The organism is Streptomonospora sp. PA3, from assembly GCF_009728995.1.
Taxonomy (GTDB): Bacteria; Actinomycetota; Actinomycetes; order Streptosporangiales; family Streptosporangiaceae; genus Streptomonospora.
The window spans coordinates 412,068-437,046 of sequence record NZ_VTZW01000016.1 but is presented as its reverse complement, the minus strand read 5'-3'; the positions used below and the strand labels follow the sequence as shown (position 1 = coordinate 437,046).

23 protein-coding genes are annotated in these 24,979 nt (G+C 70.0%); 12 read left to right on the top strand and 11 right to left on the bottom strand.

Going from position 1 to position 24,979, the window contains the following annotated elements; all coding sequences use genetic code 11:
• The first annotated feature begins 84 nt into the window (after window positions 1–84).
• Window positions 85–2,136: a 4-alpha-glucanotransferase gene (gene malQ, locus FZ103_RS18420; protein WP_186356492.1), complete on the top strand. Its 2,052-nt coding sequence runs from the start codon at window positions 85–87 to the stop codon at window positions 2,134–2,136.
• Between the two features lie 159 nt (window positions 2,137–2,295).
• Here malQ and pepN read toward each other — a convergent pair whose 3' ends face one another.
• The gene (gene pepN / locus FZ103_RS18415) at window positions 2,296–4,842 is read right to left on the bottom strand and encodes an aminopeptidase N (RefSeq protein WP_186356491.1); all 2,547 of its coding nucleotides are present in this window, start codon (window positions 4,840–4,842) and stop codon (window positions 2,296–2,298) included.
• 250 nt (window positions 4,843–5,092) lie between these two features.
• Between pepN and FZ103_RS18410 the strand changes: the two genes are divergently transcribed.
• From FZ103_RS18410 to FZ103_RS18400, 5 genes are all read left to right on the top strand, one after another.
• A complete protein-coding gene (locus FZ103_RS18410; RefSeq protein WP_186356490.1) occupies window positions 5,093–5,734 on the top strand; it encodes a disulfide bond formation protein DsbA in 642 nt (213 codons plus the stop codon).
• 137 nt (window positions 5,735–5,871) lie between these two features.
• Window positions 5,872–6,027 (top strand): hypothetical protein, encoded by a 156-nt coding sequence (locus FZ103_RS24940; protein ID WP_186356489.1) that lies wholly within the window; start codon window positions 5,872–5,874, stop codon window positions 6,025–6,027.
• A 66-nt stretch (window positions 6,028–6,093) separates the two neighbouring features.
• A complete protein-coding gene (locus FZ103_RS18405; RefSeq protein WP_156002814.1) occupies window positions 6,094–7,521 on the top strand; it encodes an aldehyde dehydrogenase family protein in 1,428 nt (475 codons plus the stop codon).
• A 113-nt stretch (window positions 7,522–7,634) separates the two neighbouring features.
• A complete protein-coding gene (locus FZ103_RS24935; RefSeq protein ID WP_186356488.1) occupies window positions 7,635–7,796 on the top strand; it encodes a hypothetical protein in 162 nt (53 codons plus the stop codon).
• A 94-nt stretch (window positions 7,797–7,890) separates the two neighbouring features.
• The gene (locus tag FZ103_RS18400) at window positions 7,891–8,376 is read left to right on the top strand and encodes a ribose-5-phosphate isomerase (protein ID WP_186356487.1); all 486 of its coding nucleotides are present in this window, start codon (window positions 7,891–7,893) and stop codon (window positions 8,374–8,376) included.
• A gap of 341 nt (window positions 8,377–8,717) precedes the next feature.
• Here the strand turns inward: FZ103_RS18400 and FZ103_RS18395 are convergent, their stop codons facing one another.
• Entirely contained in the window at window positions 8,718–9,989 is a 1,272-nt protein-coding gene (locus FZ103_RS18395) for a GNAT family N-acetyltransferase (RefSeq protein ID WP_156002812.1), read from the bottom strand.
• Window positions 9,990–10,302: 313 nt separating this feature from the next.
• Between FZ103_RS18395 and FZ103_RS18390 the strand changes: the two genes are divergently transcribed.
• The 3 genes from FZ103_RS18390 to FZ103_RS18380 all read left to right on the top strand — a co-directional run bounded on the left by FZ103_RS18390 (window position 10,303) and on the right by FZ103_RS18380 (window position 13,274).
• Window positions 10,303–11,406, top strand: coding sequence for a PP2C family protein-serine/threonine phosphatase (locus FZ103_RS18390; RefSeq protein ID WP_156002811.1), 1,104 nt, complete (start codon window positions 10,303–10,305; stop codon window positions 11,404–11,406).
• 147 nt (window positions 11,407–11,553) lie between these two features.
• On the top strand, window positions 11,554–12,897 hold the full coding sequence (gene mgtE / locus FZ103_RS18385) for a magnesium transporter (protein WP_156002810.1): 1,344 nt from the start codon (window positions 11,554–11,556) through the stop codon (window positions 12,895–12,897).
• 119 nt (window positions 12,898–13,016) lie between these two features.
• Window positions 13,017–13,274 carry an antitoxin gene (locus FZ103_RS18380; protein WP_343233589.1) on the top strand — a complete coding sequence of 86 codons (258 nt, stop codon included), beginning with the start codon at window positions 13,017–13,019 and terminating at the stop codon, window positions 13,272–13,274.
• 104 nt (window positions 13,275–13,378) lie between these two features.
• Here FZ103_RS18380 and FZ103_RS18375 read toward each other — a convergent pair whose 3' ends face one another.
• A complete protein-coding gene (locus tag FZ103_RS18375) occupies window positions 13,379–14,185 on the bottom strand; it encodes an ATP-binding cassette domain-containing protein (protein ID WP_343233588.1) in 807 nt (268 codons plus the stop codon).
• A gap of 160 nt (window positions 14,186–14,345) precedes the next feature.
• Here FZ103_RS18375 and FZ103_RS18370 point away from each other — a divergent pair, with 160 nt between their 5' ends.
• Window positions 14,346–14,921: a (2Fe-2S) ferredoxin domain-containing protein gene (locus FZ103_RS18370; RefSeq protein WP_343233587.1), complete on the top strand. Its 576-nt coding sequence runs from the start codon at window positions 14,346–14,348 to the stop codon at window positions 14,919–14,921.
• A gap of 96 nt (window positions 14,922–15,017) precedes the next feature.
• Here the strand turns inward: FZ103_RS18370 and FZ103_RS18365 are convergent, their stop codons facing one another.
• The 4 genes from FZ103_RS18365 to FZ103_RS18350 form a co-directional block, all read right to left on the bottom strand.
• Window positions 15,018–16,652 carry an MDR family MFS transporter gene (locus FZ103_RS18365; RefSeq protein WP_156002808.1) on the bottom strand — a complete coding sequence of 545 codons (1,635 nt, stop codon included), beginning with the start codon at window positions 16,650–16,652 and terminating at the stop codon, window positions 15,018–15,020.
• Window positions 16,653–16,750: 98 nt separating this feature from the next.
• On the bottom strand, window positions 16,751–17,383 hold the full coding sequence (locus FZ103_RS18360) for a TetR/AcrR family transcriptional regulator (RefSeq protein WP_156002807.1): 633 nt from the start codon (window positions 17,381–17,383) through the stop codon (window positions 16,751–16,753).
• 172 nt (window positions 17,384–17,555) lie between these two features.
• Window positions 17,556–19,448, bottom strand: a complete 1,893-nt coding sequence (locus FZ103_RS18355) for an ABC transporter ATP-binding protein (RefSeq protein ID WP_156002988.1) — start codon at window positions 19,446–19,448, stop codon at window positions 17,556–17,558.
• Between the two features lie 183 nt (window positions 19,449–19,631).
• Window positions 19,632–20,135 carry an adenylyltransferase/cytidyltransferase family protein gene (locus FZ103_RS18350; protein ID WP_156002806.1) on the bottom strand — a complete coding sequence of 168 codons (504 nt, stop codon included), beginning with the start codon at window positions 20,133–20,135 and terminating at the stop codon, window positions 19,632–19,634.
• A gap of 161 nt (window positions 20,136–20,296) precedes the next feature.
• On the opposite strand from FZ103_RS18350, the gene FZ103_RS18345 reads away from it, so the two are divergent.
• Together FZ103_RS18345 and FZ103_RS18340 are read left to right on the top strand one after the other, a co-directional pair.
• Entirely contained in the window at window positions 20,297–20,737 is a 441-nt protein-coding gene (locus FZ103_RS18345; protein ID WP_156002805.1) for a DNA-binding protein, read from the top strand.
• A gap of 185 nt (window positions 20,738–20,922) precedes the next feature.
• Complete coding sequence (locus FZ103_RS18340; RefSeq protein WP_222936781.1) at window positions 20,923–21,312, top strand: hypothetical protein; 390 nt, start codon at window positions 20,923–20,925, stop codon at window positions 21,310–21,312.
• A 123-nt stretch (window positions 21,313–21,435) separates the two neighbouring features.
• Here FZ103_RS18340 and FZ103_RS18335 read toward each other — a convergent pair whose 3' ends face one another.
• From FZ103_RS18335 to FZ103_RS18320, 4 genes are all read right to left on the bottom strand, one after another.
• Window positions 21,436–21,648 carry a hypothetical protein gene (locus FZ103_RS18335; RefSeq protein WP_156002804.1) on the bottom strand — a complete coding sequence of 71 codons (213 nt, stop codon included), beginning with the start codon at window positions 21,646–21,648 and terminating at the stop codon, window positions 21,436–21,438.
• Between the two features lie 720 nt (window positions 21,649–22,368).
• Window positions 22,369–22,914, bottom strand: coding sequence for a hypothetical protein (locus FZ103_RS18330; RefSeq protein ID WP_156002803.1), 546 nt, complete (start codon window positions 22,912–22,914; stop codon window positions 22,369–22,371).
• Between the two features lie 31 nt (window positions 22,915–22,945).
• Window positions 22,946–23,932 carry a hypothetical protein gene (locus tag FZ103_RS18325; protein ID WP_156002802.1) on the bottom strand — a complete coding sequence of 329 codons (987 nt, stop codon included), beginning with the start codon at window positions 23,930–23,932 and terminating at the stop codon, window positions 22,946–22,948.
• Window positions 23,933–23,935: 3 nt separating this feature from the next.
• Window positions 23,936–24,976 carry a nucleoid-associated protein gene (locus FZ103_RS18320; protein ID WP_156002801.1) on the bottom strand — a complete coding sequence of 347 codons (1,041 nt, stop codon included), beginning with the start codon at window positions 24,974–24,976 and terminating at the stop codon, window positions 23,936–23,938.
• Window positions 24,977–24,979: the final 3 nt, after the last annotated feature.

Below are 24,979 nucleotides of genomic sequence, written 5' to 3'. Positions count from 1 at the left end.
AAACCTCACATTCAATCCCGTGGAAAGGGGTACGGGCATGGCGCACCCGACACGAATCCCCGCGGTGCGGCATTATCGTTGTCTGTGAGTGATGCGGAGCTGGCCCGGCTGGCCGAGGAATACGGCGTGGCGACCACCTACGAGGACTGGCGCGGCCGCCGTGTGCACGTGCCCGTCGACACGCTCCGCCACGTGCTGGGCTCCCTGGGGGTGGACGCCTCCGCCCCGCGCACCGCGTTGGAGGAGCACTGGGCCCGCCAGGCCACGCGGCTGCTGCCGCCTTGCGTGGTCTCCCGCGCCGGCCGCACCCCGCAGCTGCCCCTGCCCGCCCTCTCGCGCTGCTGGGTCGAGCAGGACGGCGGCACGTGGAGCGAACCGGGGCCGCATCTGCCGCTGGGCAGGCACACCCTGCACGTGGAGAACGGGTCGGTGCGCCAGCAGGCCCCGCTGCTGGTGGTGCCCGAGCGGCTGAGCCCCCGGCCCGAGGAGCGCCGCGTCTGGGGGCTGATGGCCCAGCTTTACTCCGTGCGCTCGCGGGCGTCCTGGGGCATGGGCGACCTGCGCGACCTCGCCGAACTCGCCGACTGGAGCGCGCGCGACCTCGGCGCCGACTTCACCCTGGTCAATCCGCTGCACGCCACCGAGCCCGTCTGCCCCATCGAGCCCTCCCCCTACTTCCCCGTCAGCCGCCGCTACGGCGGGCCGCTGAACATCCGCATCGAGGACATCCCCGAATACGCGTCCCTGGAGCCGGCCCAGCGCGAGTCCATCCAGCGGCTCGCCCGGCCCCTGCGCGAGCACGCCCGCACGGCCGACCTGCTCGACCGCGACGCCGTGTGGGACGCCAAGCGCGCCGCCCTGACCATGCTGTTCCAGGTGCCGCGCACCCCCGCCCGGGAGGCCGCCTTCCAGTCCTTCCTCGCCCGCGAAGGGGCGCCGCTGGTGGAGTACGCCACCTGGTGCGCCCTGGCCGAGGAGCACGGGCGCGACTACCGCACCTGGCCCGCCGAGCTGCGCGACGCCTCGGCCCACGCCGTCGGCGCCGAGGCGCTGCGCCGCTGGCCCGGCGTGGAGTTCCACCGCTGGCTGCAGTGGATCCTCGACGACCAGCTCGCCGCCGCCCAGGCCGGTGCCCGCGCGGCCGGGATGGCGCTGGGCATCGTGCACGATCTGGCCGTGGGCGTCCAGCCCGGCGGCGCCGACGCCTGGATGTTCGCCGACGCCATCGCCCCCGGTGTCACCGTGGGCGCGCCTCCCGACGAGTTCAACCAGCGCGGCCAGGACTGGGGCCAGCCGCCCTGGGACCCGGTCCGGCTGGCCGAACAGGCCTACGGCCCCTTCCGCCAGGTGCTGGGCCAGGCGCTGCGGCACGCCGGCGGGCTGCGCATGGATCACATCATGGGCCTGTTCCGGCTGTGGTGGGTGCCCGAGGGCGCCTCGCCCGACGCGGGCACCTACGTGCGCTACGACCACGAGGGCATGGTGGGCAGCCTGCTGCTGGCCGCCCACGACTTCGACGCGGCCGTGGTGGGCGAGGACCTGGGGACCGTCGAGCCCTGGGTGCGCGACCACCTCAGCGAGCGCGGCGTGCTGGGGACCTCGGTGCTGTGGTTCGAGCGCAGGGACGACGGCAGCCCGCGCCGCCCCGAGGAGTGGCGCCCCGACTGCCTGGCCACCGTGTCCACCCACGACCTGCCGCCGGTGGCCTCCTACCTCTCCGCCGAGCACGTGGAGCTGCGCGAGCACCTGGGCCTGCTCAACCGGCCCGCGGCCGCCGAGCGCGCCGACGCCGAGGCGCAGGTGGCGGCCTGGCGGGAGCGCCTGGTGGAGCTGGGGCTGCTCGACCCGCGCACCGACCCGCTCTCCGAGCCGAGCGCGGTGGTCACGGCGCTGCACGCCTACCTGGTGCGCACGCCCGCGCACATGGTCGGGGTATCGCTGGCCGACGTGGTGGGCGATCGGCGCATGCAGAACCAGCCGGGAACCACCGACGCCTACCCCAACTGGCGGATCCCGCTGACCAGCGCCGAAGGGGAGCCGGTGCTCCTCGACGAACTGATGGCCGACCCGCGCCTGGCCGAGCACGCGCGCCGGATGCTGCGCCCGCTCATCGAACCGTCCTGCCTGGAGTCCTGAGCGCGCGGCGGGACCGGCGGGTCCGCGGGGCCCGGCGCAGCGCGCCGGACCCGGTGAGCGCAACGGACGGACCCGCCGCGGCGGTCGCGGCCGTGGCCGCCCGCCCCGGGGGTCCGCCCGTGCTGAAGCCGGATGCGGCGGCTCCCGAGCCCGGCGGGTCTACTCGCCCGACCGCGCGTCGCAGGCCTGGGCGCTGAGTGCCCGCCGCACGCCCGCCTGGCCCTCGACGAGCAGGCGGCGCAGCGCCGGAGCCGGCTGGTGCTTCTCGATGTACTCCTCGGTCCGGCGCACGACCTCCTCCTCCACCAGGTGGCCGGGGTAGGCCATCTCGGCGAACGTCTGGGCGAACTCGCCGGTCCACTTCTGCCAGGCGTGCTCCAGCAGGTCGAAGTAGCGCTCGACGTAGGGCCGGTACAACTCGCGCTGGGCGGGCTCGGTGAAGCCGGAAAGCGTGGCGCGGAACTCGGCGTTGGCCATCTCGCCGGAGCGGATGCGGTCCCAGGCCTGCGCCTTGGCCTCGGGCGTGGGGATGGCCGCGCGGCAGCCGGCGGCCTGGCGCTCGCCGGTGGCGGTGGGGTCGAGGTCCAGCTCGGCGGCGATCTCCTTCTCGCCGGCCCGCCCGGCCGCCACCAGCCGGCGCAGCAGCGTCCAGCGCAGATCGGTGTCGACGGTCAGCCCCTCGACCGTGATGGCGCCGTCGAGCAGCCCCTGCAGCAGCGAGAGGTGCTCGCCGGCCACGGCGGCGTCGGCGAACCCGTTGGCGTAGGCCAGCTGGAGGTCGCTGCCCGGCTCGGCCGAGGTGAGCAGGTCGCGCAGCCGTCCGGCCAGCAGATCGAACCCGGACTCCCGCCAGGAGAGATCGGTGTACTGGTGCAGCGCGGCCACGGCCTGGCGCAGCAGCGACTGCACAACCATCACGTCGCCGACGCCGCTGATGCCCGACACCACCAGCCGCACGTAGTCGCGGGCGGCCATCTCGGCGTCGCGGGTCATGTCCCAGGCCGCGGAGAAGCACAGGGCACGCGGCAGGGACTCGGTGATCTCGCCGGCGTGCTCGACGACGGTGCGCAGGGACCGCTCGTCCAGCCGGACCTTGGTGAAGGTGAGGTCGTCGTCGTTGACCAGGATCAGGTCGGGCCGGGTCGTGCCGACCAGGTCCGGCACCTCGGTGCGCTCGCCCGAGACGTCCAGCTCGACGCGCTCGCGGCGGACCACGCCCCGGTCGGTGCGGTCGTAGAGCCCGATCGCCAGCCGGTGGGAGCGCAGTGTCGGGTACTCCGCGGCGGCCTCCTGGCGCAGGGCGAAGGAGGTGAACGCGCCGTCCGGGCCGACCTCGAACTCCGCGCGCATGGTGTTGACCCCGGCGGTCTCCAGCCACTCCCGCGACCAGCTCGCCAGGTCGCGCCCGGAGGCCTGCTCCAGGTGGCGCAGCAGGTCCTGCAGCTCGGTGTTGCCCCACGCGTGCTCGGCGAAGTAGGCGCGCAGGCCGGCGAAGAAGGCGTCCTCGCCGACGTAGGCCACCAGTTGCTTGAGCACCGAGGCGCCCTTGGCGTAGGTGATGCCGTCGAAGTTGACCTCCACCGCCTGCATGTCGGCCATGTCGGCGGCGATGGGGTGGGTCGAGGGCAGCTGGTCCTGGCGCAGCGCCCAGGCCTTCTCGACGTTGGCGAACGTGGTCCAGGCCTCGGTCCACTTGGTCGCGTTGACCTGGCAGTAGACGCTGGCGAAGGTCGCGAAGGACTCGTTCAGCCACAGGTCGTCCCACCAGCGCATGGTGACCAGGTCGCCGAACCACATGTGGGCCATCTCGTGCAGGATGGTCTCGGCGCGGCGCTCGTAGCGGGCGTCGGTGACACGGGAGCGGAAGACGTAGTCCTCCAGGAAGGTCACGGCCCCCGCGTTCTCCATCGCGCCCGCGTTGAACTCGGGCACGAACAGCTGGTCGTACTTGCCGAAGGGGTAACGCAGCCCGAAGAGCCCGTGGTAAAAGTCGAAGCCCTGCTTGGTGACCTCCAGGATCGCGTCGGCGTCGAGGTACTCCGCCAGCGAGGCCCGGCAGTAGACGCCCAGGGGGATCCCGTCGTGCTCGTCGCGCACCACGTGGTAGGGCCCGGCGATCAGCGCGGTGATGTAGGTCGAGACCGGCTCGGTGGCCGGGAAGTGCCACCGCGATTTGGGGCCGGCCGGGTCCTCCACCGCCGCGCCCGCGATGTCGGGGGCGCTGTTGGAGACGACCTCGAAGTCGGCCGGGGCGAGGACGGTCAGCTCGAAGGACGCCTTGAGGTCGGGCTGGTCGAAGCAGGCGTACATCCGCTGCGCGTCGGCCGTCTCGAACTGGGTGTAGAGGTAGGTGCGGCCGTCGACGGGGTCGACGAAGCGGTGCAGGCCCTCGCCGGTGCGCATGTAGGCCGCCTCGGCGATCACCCGCAGTTCGTTGCTCGCCTGCAGCCCGCGCAGCCGGATCCGCCCGCCGTCGAAGACCTCGGCCGGGTCGAGCGCGGTGCCGTTGAGCTCGACCGAGGAGACGCTGGGCGCGGTCAGGTCGATGAAGGTCTCGGCCCCCGGCTCGGCGCAGTCGAATCTGACGACCGTGCGGGACTCGAACGTCTGGTCGCCGCCGGTGAGGTCGAGCTCCACGGTGTAGGAGGCGACGCTGAGGATGCGAGCCCGCTCCCGTGCCTCCTCGCGTGTCAGATTGCCCGCCACGTCCGCTCCCTTCAGGCCGCCGCCGCACGCCGGCCGGAATCGCTGTTTCCCCCGCTGCAGCCCTGCGCCGGAATCGAGGGGTGCAATGCTTGCCGCGTCCGATCCTGCCACGCTCGACTGCGGAATGCGGAACCAGCGCAGAAGGTTGGTGCACAGTGGCGGCGTGTTCCGCGCGCGACCCGCCCGGCGCGGCGGGATGGGCGGGGACGGCGGCCGCGACGACTGCACCACGAGCTTGCGAGGAGATCCTGTGGCTGACGGACAAGAGCGGGCGAACGGCGAGACGGTCCCGGTCGACTTCTGGTTCGATCCCCTGTGCCCGTGGGCGTGGATGACCTCGCGGTGGCTGCTGGAGGTCGAGAAGGTGCGCCCCGTGCGGCCCCGCTGGCATGTGATGAGCCTGAGCGTGCTCAACGAGGGACGCGACGTGCCCGAGGAGTACCGGAGGCTGCTGGCTGAGGGATGGGGGCCGGTGCGCATCGCCATCGCCGCCGAGCAGCGGTTCGGCAACGAGGTGCTGGGCCCGCTCTACACCGCGCTGGGCACCCGTTTCCACCACCGCAAGGAGCCGCGCACGGCCGAGACCTACCGCGCGGCCCTGGCCGAGGCCGGGCTGCCCGAGGACCTGGCCGAGGCCGCCGATTCCGCCGACTACGACGAGGAGCCGCGCCGCTCCCACCACGACGGCATGGACCGCGTGGGCTATGAGGTGGGCACCCCGGTGATCTCCGTGGAGGGCGTGTCCTTCTTCGGCCCGGTGGTCACCCCCGCGCCCAAGGGCGAGGCGGCCGCGCGGCTGTGGGACGGCGTGCTGCTGGTCGCCGGCACCGACGGCTTCTTCGAGCTCAAGCGCAGCCGCACCCGCGAACCGATCTTCGACGCCGCGGAGTAGGCAGGCGCGCCCGGTCGGACGCCCGCGCGTCCGACCGGGCGCCGCACCCGCACACGCGTGCCCGGGGCGGAAACCCGCTGCCCCGCGGCGGCGTCGACAGATGTGCAGGAACCGACAGACGAGGAAGGCCCGCGGCGATGAGCGCACCCGAGGACGAGCGCGTGGTGGACCCCGGCGACGACGAGCTGGAGATCCTGCCCGACACCACCCGCGACGAGTACGGGCCCGGCTGGGGCGACGACCGCGACGACAACACCGAGCGGCTGCTGGAGGAGCGACCGCCGCACTGGTGAAACCGCCGATGCCCGCCCGGCCCCGCCGGCGGAATAGCAGAACGCCGTTCTGGGAAAGTGGATGCCATGCGATCCCTCTACCTGAACGGCGCCTGGACGCCCTCGGCCTCCGGCACCGCCATCGATGTCGTCAACCCCGCGACCGAAGAGGTCTTCGACGCGGTCCCCTCCGGTGACGCCTCCGACGTCGACCGCGCCGTCGCCGCCGCCCGCGGCGCCTTCCCCTCCTGGTCCGCGCTGCCCTACACCGAGCGGTGCGCCCACCTGGCCCGCGCCCTGGAACTGCTGCAGCAGCGCGCCGAGGGCATCGCCGAGGCCGTCGCCACCGACATCGGCGCCCCGCTGAAGTTCGCGCAGAAGGTCCAGACCGGCTTCCCCCTGCTGATGTTCCAGACCTTCCTGCAGCTCGTGGACGCCCACGGCGAGCGGCTGTTCACCGGGGAGAAGGTGGGCGACGGCGAGTCCCTCGTGGTGCGCGAGCCCTACGGCGTGGTGGGCGCGATCACGCCGTGGAACTACCCGCTGCACCAGATCGTGCTCAAGGCGGTGCCCGCCCTCGCCGCCGGCAACACGTTCGTCCTCAAGCCCACCGAGGTCGCGCCGCTGGCCGCCTACGCCCTCACCGAGGCGCTGCACGACGCCGGGCTGCCCGCCGGCGTGTTCAACCTCGTCTCGGGCACCGGGCCGGTCGTGGGCGAGGCCCTCGCCGCCCATCCGGACGTGGACATGGTCTCCTTCACCGGCTCGGGGCGGGCCGGAAAGCGCGTCAGCGAGGTCGCCGCCGCCACGGTCAAGAAGGTCGCCCTGGAACTGGGCGGCAAGTCGCCCAACGTCATCCTCCCCGACGCCGACCTCGCCGCGGCCGTCAACAACGGCGTGGCCGACGTCATGCGCAACACCGGCCAGAGCTGCGACGCGCTGAGCCGGATGATCGTGCCCCGCGAGCACTACGACGAGGCGGTGCGCACGGCCGCCGAAGCCGCCGGCAAGTACACCCCCGGCGACCCGTTCGAGGAGGGCGTGCGCATGGGGCCGGTCGTCTCCGCCGCCCAGCGCGACCGCGTACGCGACTACATCGAGTCCGGCCTCAAGGAGGGCGCCCGCCTGGCCGCCGGCGGCGCCGAGCCGCCCGAGGGCCGCGAGCGCGGCTACTTCGTGCGGCCCACCGTCTTCGCCGGCGTCGACAACTCCATGCGCATCGCCCGCGAGGAGATCTTCGGACCCGTCGTGGTGCTGATCCCCTACGACACCGAGGAGGAGGCCGTGCGCATCGCCAACGACACCGACTACGGCCTCTCCGGCGCGGTGTGGTCGGCCGACCGGGACCGCGCGCTCGCGGTGGCGCGGCGGCTGCGCACCGGCCAGGTCAAGGTCAACGGCTCCCGCGTGGAGCCGCGCCTGCCCTTCGGCGGCTATAGGCAGTCGGGCGTGGGACGCGAGTGGGGACTGCACGGCATCGAGGAGTTCTGCGAGGTCAAGGGCATCCAGCTGTAGTTCCACCCCGGTACGGACCGGTGCGTGGTATATGGCAGTATCTGCTTGCGGGCGGAGTGTCGACACGGTATCTCCGCACCTTGGGTGTCCGGTCGTCCAGTACGAGGTGTGAGTTGAACAAGCTGACGGAGTCGAAGGCCGGTCCGCTGAGCAAGGAGATCAAGGCCATTGTGCTGGCCAACGTGATCGCCCTGGCCTCGCTGGTCGTCTTCGGGGCCATGGGGCTGGGAATCGCCACGCTCGCCACGGGCGAGTCGCTGTTCCAGGGGTTCTAGGCCGCCCCGGGCAGGCCCCGCCCACGGTGTCCGTACGCCCGCGGCCGGCGCTCTGCGCGCCGGTGCGGGCGCTTCTCATGGGAAACTAGAACACGTGCGTGTATACCTTGGCAGTGACCATGCGGGATTCGAGCTGAAAGAGCACCTCGTCGCCCGGCTCAAGGAGCAGGGGCACGAGGTCGTCGACGCCGGCCCGGCCGACTACGACCCCGCCGACGACTACCCGCCGTTCGTGCTGCGCGCGGCCGAGGGCGTGGCGGCCGATCCGGGTTCGGCGGGCGTGGTCATCGGCGGTTCGGGCAACGGCGAGCAGATCGCGGCCAACAAGGTCGCCGGCGTGCGCGCCGCGCTCGCCTGGAGCGAGGAGACCGCGCGGCTGGCCCGCCGGCACAACGACGCCAACGTCGTCTCGCTCGGCGCCCGCATGCACACCGCGCAGGAGGCCGAGGAGTTCGTCGGCGTCTTCCTGCGCACGCCTTACAGCGGCGAGGACCGCCATACCCGGCGCATCGAGATGCTCACCGCCTACGAGCGCTCCGGCGAGCTGCCGCCCCTGCCCGGCGGCGGGCGGACCCGCTGAGGCCGCAGGAAGACGGGCGGCGGATCCGCGGCGCTGCCGGTGCGCGGATCCGCCGGTCCCAGAGCGCATGCGGCGGGCGGGCGGCGCCGTCCCCGCGCCGGCGGGCCGAAGGCCCGGTCGGCGGGTGCACGGGACCGCGGCCCCCGCGTCCGCCTACGCTCTGCTGCGACCGTAATACGGATACCCGGGCGTGGAAAGCCCCGCACCGCGCGCAAAGCCCGCGGCACGGGGCTTCGCGCGCGGCGGGGCGTGCCGCCGGGCCCGGTCGGGTCTGCGCAGGCGGTCGTGGTGCGCGTTAGCCGGGGGCCGCAGGTGCCCGGCCGCCGCCGCGCTCTCCCCGCCTAGAAGATCTTGCCGCAGTGCGGCCGATCGGATCGGTGCAGCGCGGTGTCGAGCCGCTGCACCGCACCCGGCGCGGCCTCGGAGACCAGCCCGGCCGCCAGATAGCCGCCCAACCCGGTGCCGCCGAGATAGGCGGCGCCCAGGTGCGAGACGTCCAGCACGATGTCGGGCGCACCGTCGGTGGGCACGCACCGGGCGGCCGAGGTGTCGGCGCTGAGCCGCCAGCGGCCGGCGTTCCAGGGGCAGTAGTGGTCGCTCACCTCCAGCACGACGTCCACCGGCGCCGCGAAGCTGCGCTTCTCCAGCGCCGCGGGCAGGTCGACCAGCCGCACCCACAGGTTGTCCACCTGCCCCTTGCTCACCCGGTAGGGGTCGGCCAGCAGGGTGAACAGCGGATCGTCGGGCGGCGCCATGTCGTGGGACAGGTGGCACACCAGGTCGCGGGTGATCACGTGCTCCCATAGCAGCGTGTAGGCCGCCGGGGCGGTGGAGTAGAGCTCCTTGACCCACAGCGAGCTCTCGGTGGCGCCGTGCTCGTCCCAGTGCTGCCGGGTCCGGTAGAGGGCATAGCCCAGAGGGCCGGCGTCGTCCTCGGCGACCGCGCACATGAGAGGGCCGTAGCCGCCGCGCTCTGCGGGCTCGTCGCGCAGCACCGTGTTCCACCAGGCGGAGCTGCGCTGGAACTCGCCGACACGCTGCGCTGCGGCGGCCTGGTGCACCACGGCCATGTCCTTGCGGGCCTCGCCCGCATCGGCCAGGCGCAGCCGCAGCGCGGGGTCGCGCGGCGCGTCGGGCCGCAGCCCGATCTCGCGGGTGCGCACCCGGAAGTCGGTGGCGTAAGCGGCCGGGCCGTAGCCGAAGCGGCCGTAGATGCCGCCCTCGGAGGCGAACAGGGCGGCGACGTCCTCGCCCCGCTCCCGGATGTCGGCGAGCTGCCGGCGCATGAGCGCGCTGAGCACGCCGCGGCGCCGGTGTGTGGGCCACACGCCGACGCCGGTCACGGCGGCGACCGGGCGCGGCCCGCCCGGCAGCGTCATGGTGAAGGAGTGGACGCCGGCCACGCCGACGGGCTGCGGACCGTCGAACACCGCCAGGGTGCGGTCCAGCTCGACGGTCTGGCGTATCCGGTCGATGTCGAATGTGGGCGCCAGCAGCGCCTCGTGGGCGATCCGCGCGACGGCGGGCAGTTCGGACTCCTCGGGCACCCGCACGCGCCACTGCGCGCCAGGCCCCTGCTCCGCCGCGGCGGAGGCGTCACGGGAGAAGGACATATCCCTTGTCCCTATCACCACCCCTGTGCGGGAAGCGAACGGTTTTTTCCGTGTTTTCCGTCCGAGTTGTGAGCTGACCGCAGCCCATATTCCCGCCCGTGCCGCATTGTGATTTCCGATGGAATCGGGGGCGACCTCGGGGCGGGACTGACGGGCGCGCCGTTATCCGCCCATACTGGGTGAAGCAGGGTGGTTTTCGGGATTCGGCGCGTACGCTGGGGGGATATCGGTTGCTCCCATACCTGGGACGATGGGATCGGAGCAGCAGGGCATGCGTGCCGGTGCCTGACGTGCGCGCTACAGTGCGGGCACAATGAACGCCAAGCCCACCGCCCGCCTCCTCCGCCGTGCGCGCTCCCTGTGGCAGCGCCTGGCGGCGCTGCTCCGGCGCAAGGTGCTCTTCCGCTATCGGCTGGTGCTGATCACGCTCGTGCTGCTGGCGGTGGGCATCGGAGTGGGGGCCGTGTGGGGCCCCTCGGGGTGGTTCCCGCCCAGCGCGGTGATCGTCACCGTGGTGGCCGGCGGGCTGCTGCTCAAGCGCAAGAGCCTGGCGTTCCTGCTGGCCGTGGACGCCGCGGTGCTGCTGTTCACCGCCTACAGCCTGGACCTCTCCCAGGTGGGGCCCGGGCTGCTGGTCACCATCGGCGCGACCGCCGTCGTGGCCTACCTGCTCTCCGGCGTGCGCGAGCGCCTGGGCATGCAGGGGCTCAGCGGCGAGCGGATGCTGCTGGAGCTGCGCGACCGCCTGCGCGCCCAGGGAGAACTGCCCGAGCTGCCCCACGGCTGGGGCGGCACCTCGGTGCTGCGCCAAGCGGGGGGCTCCTCCTTCGGCGGCGACTTCGTCGTGTCCATGCGCCAGGGCGACCGCCTGGAGGTGGCGGTGGTCGACGTGTCGGGCAAGGGGGTCGACGCCGGCACCCGCGCCCTGCTCCTCTCCGGCGCGTTCAGCGGCCTGATCAGCGCGGTGCCCAGCGGGGAGTTCCTGGCGCACTGCAACGACCACCTCATCCGCACCGCCCTGGGCGAGGGCTTCGTGACGGCTGTCCACCTGAGCCTGGACCTGGACAGCGGCGACTACCTTCTCGCCTCGGCGGGCCACCCGCCGGCGGTGCAGTACGACTACGGCGCGGGCCGGTGGTCCTCCACCGACGCCAAGGGCATCGTGCTGGGGGTGATGCCCAAGATCCAGTACACGCCGGTGAAGGGGCGGCTGCGGCCCGGCGACGCCATCATGCTCTACACCGACGGGCTCATCGAAACCCCCGGCGAAGACCTCGACGCGGGGGTGGAACGCCTGCTCGGAGCGGCCGACACCGCCGCGCTCCAGGGATTCGGCGAGGGCGCCCAGTCCATCGTCGACTCGCTGAGCAAGGGCAAGAACGACGACACCGCGCTCGTCGTGATCTGGCGCGACTAAAGACCGGCGCCCCGCAGCGTCCCCGGCGCACGGCTCGTGGCGGTAGGGTCGTCGTGTTCCCCGGGCAGACGAGTGGTGCCTCGTTGCCGTGTCCAGAGGCCCCCGCGCCCCAGCGGAGTTTTCGCGATCGAGAAGGGGGTGCTCAGCATGGCCGAAGACGACTCCGGCGCGGAGCTGACCGAGCTGGTCGAATCCAACGACCTGACCGGCATCCGGCTGTGGCTGGCCGAGCACCAGCCCTACGAGATCGCCGACGAGCTGGAACGCATGTCCAGCCACATCGCCCTGGTCCCCTTCCGGCTGCTGGACAAGGACCGCGAGCTGGAGGTCTTCGAGGAGCTCGACCCGGTCCACCAGCAGGAGATCCTGCTGGGACTGCGCGACGCGGCCTTCCATGAGCTGCTGGAGTCGATGGACCCCGACGACCGGGCGCGGCTGATCGGGGAGGCCCCCGCCAAGATCGCCACCCGCGCCCTGGCCGGGCTCAGCCCGGCCCAGCGCAAGATGACCGCGGCGCTGCTGGGCTACCCCGAGGGCTCCGTCGGGCGCTACATGACGCCCGAGACCGTCGTGCTGCACCGCGACCTGACAGTGGGCCGGGCGCTGGAGGTGGTGCGGGCCAAGGGCGCCGACGCCGAGACCGTCTACACGCTGCCGGTTGTCGACGACGGCCGCCGGTTGGCCGGCACCGTCCAGCTGAGCGACCTGGTGGTCAGTGACGACGACGGCCTGGTCAAGGACATCGTCGACGTGCTGGTGCCGCGCGTGAGCGCCACCGAGCCGGCCGAGGAGGCGGCCCGGCTGATGCAGCAGGCCAACATGGTCGCCCTGCCGGTGGTCGACTCCGAGGAGCGCTTCGTCGGGCTGCTGACCTTCGACGACGCGCTGGAGCTGATCGAGGCGGCCGACTCCGAGGACATCGCCCGCCAGTCCGGCGCCAGCCCCGTGGCCGGCCACTACGTCGCCGCCGGCGTCGTGCGCCTGGCACGGGCGCGCTCGGTGTGGCTGCTGCTGCTCATCGTCGCGGCCACGCTGACCGTCAACGTGATGCAGGGCTTCGAGGCCACGCTGGAGCAGGTGACGGCGCTCGCGCTGTTCGTGCCGATGCTCACCGGCACCGGAGGCAACGTCGGCTCCCAGTCGGCCACCGCGATCGTGCGCGCGCTGGCGGTCGGCGAGGTGCGGCTGCGCGACCTGCCGCGGGTGGCCTGGAAGGAATCGCGGGTGGGCATCCTGCTGGGGCTGATGCTGGCCGGCATCGCGATGGTCATCGGCACCGCCCTGGTGGGCACGCTGATCGCGGTGGTCGTCGCGGCCTCGGTGATCGCCATCTGCACCTGGGCCGCCGTGATCGGCAGCACCATGCCGCTGCTGGCCCGCAGGGTGGGGGTCGACCCCGCGGTGGTCTCGGCCCCGCTGGTCTCCACCCTCGTCGACGCGACCGGGCTGCTGATCTACTTCACCATCGCGCGGCTGATCCTGGGCGTCTGAGGGCGGCCCGGGCCGCGGCACCGCGCCGCGGGCGTCGCCACCTGCGACGGTGCGTTCACGGCTGGTATGGCCGCGCGTTCAGCGGGTATCGCAGTCCACGAAGGATGGTCCGCCGCGACGTGCCCGTACAGGGGGTGGATCGCATGGGCAAAGGCGGCATGCTCGGCAAGATCAGGCAGGCGGCCGGCGGCAACAGCCAGAAGGTCGAACAGGGCGTCGAGAAGCTGAAGGGTTTCGCCAAGCGCAAGACCGGCGGCAAGTACGACGCGCAGATCGACAAGGCCGGGGATTCGGCCACCGGCTACCTCACCGGCGAACAGCAGAACAAGCCCGACCGCGACAGCGGCGAGGGCGGCTCCGGCGAGACGCGGCGCTGACCGCGCTCCGCCGCGGAGCGGCCCGGCGGCGGCCGCGGAGACCCGAGGGGTGCTCCGCGGCCGCCGAGCTGTCTGCGGGCCGCGAACCGCGGCGTGCCGCGGGCTCAGGCGGAGGAGCCCTCGGCCCGCGCGCTCCACCGGCCGCCGCGGCGCTCGATGGCGATCGGGTGGTCGAAGCATGCCGTGACCGGCTTGGTGGCCAGGGTCTCCTCTGCCTCGCCCGCCGCGACGACCTGGCCCGCGCGCAGCAGCAGGGCGTGGGTGGTCGAGGCCGGCAGCTCCTCCAGGTGGTGGGTCACCAGCACGGTGGCCAGCTCGGGATGCTCGCGGCGCAGTCCGTCCAGGCTGGAGAGCAGTTGCTCGCGCGCCGCGACGTCGAGCCCGGAGGCGGGCTCGTCCAGCAGGAGCAGCCGGGGAGCGGGCATCAGCGCGCGGGCGATCAGGAAGCGGCCCCGCTCGCCCTGGGAGAGGGTGGGCCAGGTGTCGCCGCGTAGCGCGCCCACGCCCATCAGCTCGATGAGCCTGTCGGCGCGGGCCTCCTCGGCGGGGGAGGGGCGCCACCGCGGCGGGCGTTCGATGGTGCCGGTGGCGCCCGTGAGCACGATGTCGCGGCCCGACAGCGCCGTGCGCACGTCGTGGCGCGGATTGACGTGGCCGATGTGGCGCCGCAGCTCGCGGACGTCGGTGCGGCCCAGGCGGCGGCCCAGCACTTGCACGGCTCCTCGCGTGGGGTGCTGCTCGGCTCCCAGCAGGCTGAGCAGGGTGGTCTTGCCGGCGCCGTTGGGGCCGAGCAGCGCCCAGTGCTCACCGGGGCGCACGGTCATGCTCACCTGGTCGAGGAGCTTCTTGCCCGAACGCACGACCTCGACGCGGTCGGCCTCGATCACGGGTGCGGTGGTCTGGGAGGTCACCGGTCCAGGGTAGCGGCGGCGCGGTCGCGGGCCGGGGCGCTGGGGGAGGAGTGGGGAGTTCATGGCGCCCTGTCTGGAATGTCTGGATACCGTGGAGGCGGCCGCGCTCCGCGCTCCACCCGGGCGGCGCGAGCGAGCACACCGGCCGGAGAGGAGCACCGTGACCGCGACTGGCCGCCCCTGCCGACTCGTCGTGTGCCGCGGCTGCTGCTGCGGAACGGCGAAGAAGCGGCCCGGCGTCGACCATGAGGGGCAGCTGGAGCGGCTCGGCGGCCTGCGCGACGGCCGGGGGAGGCGGGTGCCCCTGCGCACCAGCACCTGTCTGGGGCCGTGCTTCCAGGCCAACGTCGTGGTCGTGCAGCCGTCGTCCGAGGGCCGCGAGCGGGGAGGCCGCCCGGTCTGGCTAGGCGAGTTCTCCGAGGACGGGCTGATCGACGACCTGGGGGACTGGATCCGCGAGGGCGGCCCCGGCGCCGCGCCGCTGCCGGAGGCCCTCGCGGCCCGCGTCACCTCCAAGGACGCCGAGAAGCCCAAGAAGGCGAAGAAGGCCAAGAAGACCAAGAAGGCCGAGAAGGCGGAGAAGAAGCCCGGCAAGAAGGCGAAGAAGGCCGTCAAGAAGGTCGAGAAGGCGGCGAAGAAGGCCAAGAGGGCGGCCAAGGAGGCCGGAGCGGCCGCTGCGGACCGCTCCGCACCGACGAAGAAGACGAAGAAGGCCAAGAAGGCGAAGAAGGGCTGACGGGAGGCCCGAGCCGGCCCTCGCAGCCCCGTTGCGCCGTCCGCGGCGGACACCCCCGAGCGCCCGCCGCGGATCTGTCTTGCGGGGACGGGCAGCTCAGTCGCTCACCGCGGCCGCGGTCTGCGTCGTGCCGCCGCTCGCGCCGTCCTCCTCGTCGTCGCCCGCGCTCGCGCCCACCGTGGTCGCCAGCGGCTTCTCGCGGATGAAGAACGCCAGCACGAAACCGACCAGTGCGACGGGCACCCCGTAGAGGAAGATCGGCGGCAGCGCGTCGGCGAAGGCGTGCACGATGAACTGCTGAATCTGCGGCGGCAACTGCTGGAGCATGTCGGGAGTCAGCGAGCTGATCCCGGCCTCGCCGCCCTCGACCGCGAACCCGGAGCCGTTCGGCAGCCCCGCCATCTCGTCGTTGAGTCGGCTGACGAAGATCGAACCGAACACCGCGATGCCGAACGAGGCGCCGATCTGGCGGAAGTAGTTCGTGGCGGAGGTGGCCGTGCCGAGGTAGCGCCGCGGCGCCGAGTTCTGCACGATCAGCACCAGGTTCTGCATCACCATGCCCACGCCCAGGCCGAGCACCAGCATCCCCGTGGCGTTGTAGAGGTAGGTGGTGTCGGCGTCCATCCGCGAAAGCAGGGTGAGGCCCACCATGATCACGGCCGTGCCGGCGATCGGCCACACCTTGTAGCGGCCGGTCCGGCTGATGATGCGCCCGGTGGTGATGGTGGCGGTCAGCATGCCCGCCACCATCGGCAGCATCCACAGGCCCGACTCGGTGGCGCTGGCCCCGTTGACCATCTGCAGGAACGTCGGCAGATAGGAGACCGTGGAGAACATCGCGATGCCCACGGTGATGCCCACCAGCGAGGTGAGCACGAACTCGCGGTCGCGGAACAGGCGCAGCGGGATGATCGGCTCGGCGGCGTAGCGCTCGGCGAGGACGAACAGTGCGGCGGCGACCGCGGCGCCGGCGCCCAGCCCGATGATCACCGGGCTCGACCAGTCGTACTCGGTGCCGCCCCAGCTGGTGAACAGCACCATGCACACGCTCGCGGCGGCCAGCAGCACAGTGCCCGCGTAGTCGAGCCTGGGCCGGGGGCCCGAGGGCCGGGGCAGCTGCAGCGCCACGGTGGTCACCAGCAGCGCTGCCGCCCCCAGCGGCAGGTTGATGTAGAAGATCCACCGCCAGGAGAGGTGGTCGGTGAACAACCCGCCCAGCAGCGGCCCGGCCACCGAGGCCAGGCCGAACACGCCGCCGATCAGCCCCATGTAGCGGCCGCGGTCGCGCGCCGAGACCACGTCGGCGATGATGGCCTGCGCGCTGATCATCAGCCCGCCGCCGCCGATGCCCTGCAGTGCGCGGAAGAGGATGAGCTGGGTCATGTCCTGGGCCACGCCGCACAGGACCGACCCCAGCAGGAAGGTGACGATGGCGAACTGGAAGACGACCTTGCGGCCGAAGAGGTCGCCGGCCTTGCCGTAGATCGGCATGCCCACGGTGGCCGCCAGCATGTAGGCCGTGACGACCCAGGACAGGTGCTCCAAGCCGTTGAGTTCGCCGACGATGGTCGGCAGCGCCGTCGAGACGATCGTCTGGTCGAGCGCGCCGAGCAGCATCGTGAGCATGACCCCGGAGAAGACCAGCAGCACCTTGCGGCGCGGCAGCGGGCCTCCCGAGTCGTGCGCACCCGCGGGATCGGGTAACGGCGACTGCTGCTGGGTCGGTGGCATAAGCGGTACTCGCTTCCCCTGGTCGGATCCGGTACGGACCGCCGCCGCCCGCTGGGCGGGGCCGCGTCCTGGGTGTGTCGTGGGGCCCGGCGCGTGGTCTAGGCGGCCGGGTGGAAAGTGCGCCGGAGCGCGTCGAAGGCCTGGTCGAACAGCACGCGCAGTTCCGCGGCGTCGTCCGGGGAATCCGCGCCGCCGGAACCCGCATGGGTCTGCAGGCGCCGCATGGAGAACCGCATGGCGGTGATCCCCAGCGAGGCCACGATCTGGGGGCGGATGTCGTCGGGGTCCTCGCTCAGGCGCTCGGCGACGCTCTCGCCCACGTACCGCTCCATGTCGGCGAAGGCGGCCATGACCCGCGGGGCCAGGTGCGGCTCCTGCTGCACCAGGCGCTTGCGGTCGCGGACGTCGGCCAGGCGCCGGCGCAGGTCCTCGGCGTCGGAGTCCGCCAGCGGGGACAGCAGGAAGACCTTGAGGTCCTCCAGCAGGTCGCCGGTCGGGCCGTCGGCGACGAAGACCGCGTGGGCCTCGTCGTCCGGGCGCGGCGGCCCGTCGCCGACGATCGCCTCCTCCTTGGAGGAGAAGTAGTTGAAGAACGTGCGCTTGGAGACGTCGGCCGCCGCGGCGATGTCGTCGACGGTCACCTGCTCGGAGCCGCGCTCGATCGCCAGCCGCACGGCCGCGCGCTGCAGGGTGCGCCGCGTGGCCGCCTTCTTGCGCTCGCGCAGGCCCATCGGCTCACCCCCTCAGCCGTGTCGTCATGCGCGCTCCGGATACCTTCCACCCAATTGTTGCACCGGATGAAAAAATGCGCAAAGTGAATATATGCGTGACGTGTATCTCTTCGGCCCGATTCGGTGCGGGTGGCGGCCGGCCCGAAGGCAGGGCGGCCGGAGCAGAGGGGCTTCACGCGCGCGAGGCGGCGGTGCCGCGCTCCTCCCTCTCCTGGGTGGCGAACTGGGTGCGGTACAGCGCCGTGTACAACCCGCCCTCGCGCAGCAGCTCCTCGTGGGTGCCGCGCTCCAGGATGCGGCCGTCCTCCAGCACCAGGATCAGATCGGCCTCGCGCACGGTCGCCAGCCGGTGCGCGATGACCAGCGACGTGCGCCCGGCGAGCGCGGTGCGCAGCGCCTCCTGCACCGCGGCCTCCGACTCCGAGTCCAGGTGCGCGGTCGCCTCGTCGAGCACCACCACCGACGGCGCCTTCAGCAGCAGGCGCGCGATCGCCAGCCGCTGCTTCTCACCGCCGGAGAGGCGGTAACCGCGATCGCCGACCATGGTGTCCAGGCCGTCGGGCAGATCGGCCAGCAGTGCCTCCAGCTGGGCGGCGCGCATCGCCTCCACGAGGTCCTCGTCGGTCGCGTCGGGGCGGGCGTAGCGCAGGTTGGCCCCCACCGTGTCGTGGAACAGCTGCGGATCCTGGGTCACCACGCCCACCGCCTCGCGCAGCGACCGGTTCGTCGCCTCGCGCAGGTCCACACCCCCGATCCGCACCGCGCCCTCCAGCGGGTCGTACAGCCGCGAGACGAGGTGGGTCAGCGTCGTCTTGCCCGCACCCGAGGGCCCGACGAGCGCGACGAGCCGGCCGGGCTCGGCGGTGAAGGACACGTCGCTGAGGACCTGGGTGTCCGCGGTGCTCTCGGCCTGCGGGGTCAGCTCCAGCGACTGCAGCGACGACTCGTCGGCCGTGGGATAGCGGAAGGAGACACCGTCGAACTCCACCGACAGCGGGCCCTCGGGCAGGTCCCGGGCGTCGGGGCGCTCCGCGATCATCGGCTTGAGGTCGAGCACCTCGAAGACGCGGTCGAAGCTGACCAGGGCCGTCATGACCTCCACGTGCACGTTCGACAGCGCCGTGATCGGCGCGTACAGCCGCGTGAGCAGCGTGGTCATGGCCACCAGGGTGCCCAGTTCGAACGCGCCGCCGATGACCAGGTTGCCGCCGACCCCGTAGACGACCGCCGTCGCCAGCGAGGTGATCAGCCCGATCATGGTGAACAGCAGGCCGCCGTAGACCGCCTGGGAGACGCCGACGTCGCGGACGCGGGCCGCGCGCTCGGCGAAGCTGTCGGCCTCCTCCTCCGGGCGCCCGTAGAGCTTGACCAGCATCGCGCCGCCGACGTTGAAGCGCTCGGTCATCAGCGAGCTCATGTCGGCGTTGAGGTCCATGCCGTCGCGGGAGATCGCGGCGACCTTGCGGCCGATGAACTTCGCCGGAAGCACGAACAGCGGCACCAGCAGCAGTGCGATCAGCGTGATCTGCCAGGACAGCAGCGCCATGGTCGTGATCACGGCGACCGCGCTGATGAGGTTGGACACGACCGACTGGAGCACCGAGGTGATCGCGCGCTGGGCGCCCACGACGTCGGTGTTGAGCCGGCTGATGAGCGATCCGGTCTGGGTGCGCGTGAAGAACGCCAGCGGCATCCGCTGGACGTGGCGGAAGACCTGGGTGCGCAGCATGTAGATGACGCCCTCGCCGATGCGCGAGGACAGCCAGCGCCCCGCCAGGCCCAGCCCGGCCTCGAACACGGCCAGCAGCGCGACGCCGATGGCCAGCAGCGTCACCAGGCCGGTGTCCTGCTCCGAGACGCCGCGGTCGATGATCGCCTTGAGCAGCAGGGGGTTGGCGACGACGATGCCGGAGCTGACCGACGTCGTCAGCAGGAAGAACAGAATCGCGCGCCAGTGGGGCCGGGCGTAGCCCGCGATGCGCCGGACCGTGCCCGGCGCCAGGCTGCTGCGCCGGGCGCTGCCGTCGTTGACCAGCGACCGGTAGATGGGGGGCCCACCGCCCATCATCATCGCGCTTCCCCCGTTCCAGTCCGTGTCAGCCGGAGGCATCATCCCCCGAGGGGGCGACGTTTCCGTACGGATGCGTCAACACTGTTGATACACACCTGCTTCCCGCCCGATCCGCGCGGCGGGGCCGCGGGAGCGGTACCGGCGGCCGCGCGGGGCCGGGGCTCCGGCCCCGGATCGCTAGGAGGAGCGCGTCAGGCGGCTCAGCGCCGCGCTTGTGGAGCGGCCCTCGGTCATGGGCATCTCCCAGGCTTCGGCGCCCAGCACGCCGGCGCCGCGGCGCTTGGCCTCGGTGTGGGGGTCGCCGGCGGTGAATGCGAGGGCCGCCATGCCCAGCGGGCGCAGCAGGTCGGCGTAGGCGTCCCAGCCGGTGACGTCGCCGGGGCCGGAGATGATGAAGACGCCGTCGACGCAGCGCAGAGCGGCCAGTACCTCGGCGCGCTCCTCCTCGGGGTTCACCGGCCGGTCGGGTCCCTTCCAGCCGCGCACGCGCGCGTCGTCCTCGACCCCCACGACGAGCGGCAGCTCGGGGCGGCGGCGCTGAACCTCCGCGAGGAAGCGCACATGGCCCACGTGGAGCACGTCGAAGGCGCCGGTGACCACGACCGGCGCGGCCGAGGAAGCGGGCCGGGAGAACCAGCGCGACGTCAGAGCGGGCACCTGCAGCGGATCGGGGTCCTTCATCACTCACCTTCACGGCCGGCGCACCTACGTCGGTCGGCTACCCATCCGGCTCCGCCCGCACAGACAACATATCCGCGCCGACCGGTATTCCATTGCCAATATCGTGTTGAAAACGATAGGTTGAAAACATCTTGTTCAAGACCTGAGAAGGATGGGCGACCATGGCGAGCCACCTCGACGACCCGGGCGGTACCGACCCCTTCACGCCGCCCGCGCCCGATACGGCACGCAGAGAGCGCGAGTACACGGCCCTGTTCCACATCACCCGCCGCCACGCCGCAGGCGAGGCCCGCCGCCGATGGGAGGAGGACTCCATGGTGATGGAGCCCTTCGACGCCGTGCGCCGCATCCACGACCTCGCGGCCGGCGCGGCCGCCCCCGAGCCGGGCGAGCCCGAACTCGATCACACCGACTTCCACGCGGCACTCACCCTGGCCCCGCGCATGCGCGCCGAACTGGACGCCCTGGAATCGGGCCTGCTCACCATGGCCCGCGGCCGCGACATGACCTGGCAGGAGATCGCCTTCGGCCTCGGCCTCAACACCCCCCAGGCCGCCCGCCAACGCCACGACCGCCTCACCGGCCGCGTGGCGGCCGAGTGAGGGAGCGGCCGGGATTGTGCTCCTTTGGAAATTCCGGAGGGGCGCCATGGTGGTGCCGGCCCGCGGGCCCGAGGACGGTGAGAGGAGAAGCGGTCTCCGGCACGGGTGCCGGATGAGGACTCTCCCCACACGCATGGCGCAGGAGGGGCGCCGGTACCGAGGAGCCGGAACGGGGAGGAGTCATCATGGCGGGAAACACAGGCCACCCGGGGATGCTGACCACGGCGCTGGTGCTCGGCATCGTCGGCGGCGCGCTCGGAATCGTCGCGGCGTTGCTCGTGATGCTGCTCGGCGGCCTCGGCGCGGGGTTTGCGGCCGAGGGCGCCGGAGAGCTCATCGGACTGGGATTCGCCGCCGTGTTCATCGGCGTCGTCGGGATCGTCGGAGGATCACTCGCGCGGGGGGCGTCGAAGACGGCGGCTCTGCTGCTGCTGCTCGCGGGCTTCGCGGGGTTCGTCGCGATCTCGATGGGGTGGCTGATCTCCGGACCGCTACTGGTCATCGGCGCGGTCCTGGCCTGGTTCGGACGCAGGAAGAAGGCGGTGGCCGCACCCGAGCCGAAGCCGGTGCCCTGACCCCCGACTCGAGCGCGGCCCCGGCCGCCGGAACCCGCGGCCAACGAGCGGGCCGGTAGAGGGCGGCGGGAAGTTTCCTTGCGGTGCGTCCGCGGCCAGGGAGCGACTGGCCCCGGTCGGGGATTACCGCCCCGGATCGTCGTCGCAGGTGTCGGCGGAGGCGCTCCGGCGGCGGATGGCGATGCGGATGACGGCGCGGGCGCCGAAGACGAGGACACCGACTGCGCCGATCTGCAACAGCCACTCCCCGTACCTGAGGTCCTGAAGGGCGAAGACGGCCCCCACAGCGGTCCCGGCTCCGGTGATCGCCAGAGGGGCGATCTCGTCGGGCTTCATCGGCGTACCTCCTCGTCCGCAGACGGCCGCCGACGGTCCGAAGTCCCACGGCGTCCGGGCGGCTGGAGGCCGTGCCCCCACCGGAACCGCCGAGGGCCAGGCCCGCCGGATCTCCCGGCCGACCTGGCCCTTCGCCGTGTCAGAGCGGGCGACGGGAATCGAACCCGCATGGCCAGCTTGGAAGATCTAGCGGGGCGGTTCGCCGTTTCCCGTGGTCGCCTGACCTGCGGCGGGGCCACGGATGTCGGACGCCGTTCCCCGTGATTCCCCGCCGATCGCCGCCCGGTGTGGCACGTGTGTGGCACGGAAACCGGGCCTCGGCCCAAAGCGGCGGGAGCGGAAAGAGCCGCGCCGCACCCCTGCGCGGCAACCACAGGAGCGAGTGACCACGGCCCCGGTCCGAGGTGCTCGATCGCGCTGGAGCCAGGCCGTGAGACAGCCAGAGTCGCGCGATCGAGTGCCTCGGGACCGAGAACGCCGGAAACCCGAGTGCGGACGCTCAGAGCCGACTGTGGCGCTTCGCAGACCGACTGTCGAGCGACGGCGCGTCCCGAAGTGGCGGGATCGGCGACAGGCGACAGTAACCGAAGTCTGCCCGGCGCCCGGGTGGGTGCTGGAGACCGGGCGGCAGCCCGCAGCTCCAGCACCCACCCGGAAGCCGGCCAAGACGGCGCAAAACGCCGTCGCCTTGATCCCATACAGCTCAATTCGGCAGTACTATCACGTGATAAGGGAATCTTGACGAGCAAGAGATTCATGTTGACTTCTTGTCTTTTTGTATGTGGTCTTGACGATGCTAGTCCAGGCGAAGAAGCAGCCCGCTGTAAAGAAGAGAAAAACCACCGAAAGGACAACCAGGAACGACTTCAAGGCGTCAGGGGGATTAGCAAACACGAACCAGGACAGCAGTGAAAGTGTCGTTGCTGCCCCGTTTAATATGCCACCGCGGACTACTCGCATTCTACTTCTCGCATAATCAGCATGAGTCGAGAAGAGGTTATGCGAATCAACTGCAAATTTGGCATCAGCGTACCTGGCGTCGGACGCGAAAACAGACCGCTTTAGTTTGGTCTTTATGGGGCGCAAGATATAATCAGCGACTCGATCGACGATAACGCCGCATGTATAGACAAAGGGGAGTGCAAATAGGGCCATCCATGAGAGTTTCATGAGGTTGGTTAGTAAGTTTAAGTCTGGATCGGCAAATGCCACAACAAGAACGGCCAAGGATATGGAAAAGCCAGAGCCAATGACGATCAGCTCCACGAAGAGCGCTGTCGCCGCCAATCCAGAGGACTCATTCAATGTTTACGCTCCATGTATCGGCTAGCTCTCGAAGATCATCGAGGTCAAAGTCAGATTCCCAAGCCTCCTTTAAGGTAAATTTCCTGTTTTCTAAGAACTCAAATACGACTATACTCTCCGGTTGTGTGATAAGTGCGTATCTTCTAGGCTCATAAAGAGCTCCATCGGGTCCGTATCGAGAGTATATTCGTTCCAGTTTTTCTTTTCGGTTCTGAGTAAACTCGATTAGTGCTTGTTCATAGTTGATGTCTAACTGGTCTACCAGCCTGGTGAGTACAGGGAATATCTCCCTAGACTCATCCTCGCGATAGGGGACGGAGCAGAACGCGCGGTAGAAGCGCTCTGCCACCATAAATAGTCTGTTCTCCTGTGCCTCTGGGGATGACATGAAGGTGCCGATCCCTCGCTCGATCTCTGCGTCGTAAAGTTCGACCAACGCAAGGAGACGATACAGCGAGCGTGTGACATTCGGGGGAGTGCCTTCCTGCTTATAGAGCCACGTGTGAGACATCCGTGCCCAGAGATCCTGTGCTTCGCTCCGTATCTGGATCTCGCACTCGAGGGGTTCTGGATCGGACGCTGCGGCAGGGGCCTGCACTTGTAGATGGACCTTGGGATATGAGAATCGGTCCTCATCCCCATACTTCAGCCGGGTATCCTCAAGGTCGATTACTCGGTGATTGTTTTTGACCAGGTCGATCACAGGATCCACATTTCCTATATGGTCAACAATCACGCGGACGCCGGCCTTGTCGGTCACTTCCTTCCAAGGGTCGGTGTAGTTCTTTGTATAGATCTTTTTGACGAAACTGCCAACGTCCTTGGCCCTACCGAAAGCACGGCACTCGATCCCGGCGGTCGCTGCTGCAAAGTAGATCTCTCGGGAGATCCGGTCAGCAAATTCGACATAGCGGTATCTCTCGTTGATAAATCGCCTTCTCGCACCTTCGATTAGCTCAGTGCGTATATAATTCGACATTCGCTAGCCGCGACTCTTAACGTCTTTAAGATCGTCCTTCACTGTCAAAGTGAGCTTCTCATTATCTCCGCCAGTGATCTGAACGGTTCCATCGTCTATCGCTGAAGTTGGCGTTACTACCAGTACGTTACTTTCGAAGTAATAGGCCATTTGGCTTATCTTCTTCTCAATGAGTCTTATGTTTTTCTCGAAAGGAGTATCTGGAACTCCGTTGGTTTTCATGTGGCGCGCGTAGTCATCCTTCTGTTGGCCAGTTTCTATGTGGGTGGCAGCGAATCTATCAACAGCGAGATCCTTGAAGTTGCTGTTCATCTCGGAGTACAGGGCAATCATATACTTCGATTTTGTGGACGGAGATATCTCTGTTTTGTTAACCCAGGCAATTGATTCTTCGAAGAATTTCTTGCTCAATTCATCCGGTTGTCCTCTGTATTCACACCCAAGAAAATCTTCCAGGAAGAACTTGGCGAGGTTTCCTCCACCGCTTTGCTGATCTGCCGCGAAGCCTCCGATGTCGCTCTGCGAACTCAGGAAAAGACCGATTTTGTAAACTTTTGATTGCGAATGAAAAAGGAGATCTTCAAGATAGCTTACTGTGACTGTGCTCTTTCCGTTGACCTGCGCGAACTTCGCTTGCATGGCCGTTTCGCTTTCGATCTTGGCGATAAGAAGTCCTTCTTCGTCGCCGAGCGTTGCATGGGAGACCAGTAAAAGTCCGCCCGAGTTAGTTCCTTTCTGAGTGTCTCTCAGGGTCTGGGCTATCTCCTGCGACATCGGTATGAACGCTGTCTCACTTCCTTGAAAATAGCGTCCTACAATTTCGGGAATTCGCGACTTCGGGTCTTGAAGGCTGACAATAGCTCTCCCCTTTTTCGTCAAGTCCCCAACGAACTTGTCGCAAATCCTCTGCAGCACATCAGGGGTTGGCGAACTTTCGATATCACTAAATCTGATTGGTTCGTTGTCTTCTCTATTTGCGAATGATTTAGGCACTTCATGAACAATAACATTATTGAGCTGAAGGTTCGAAAAGTCTGGTTTCATCTG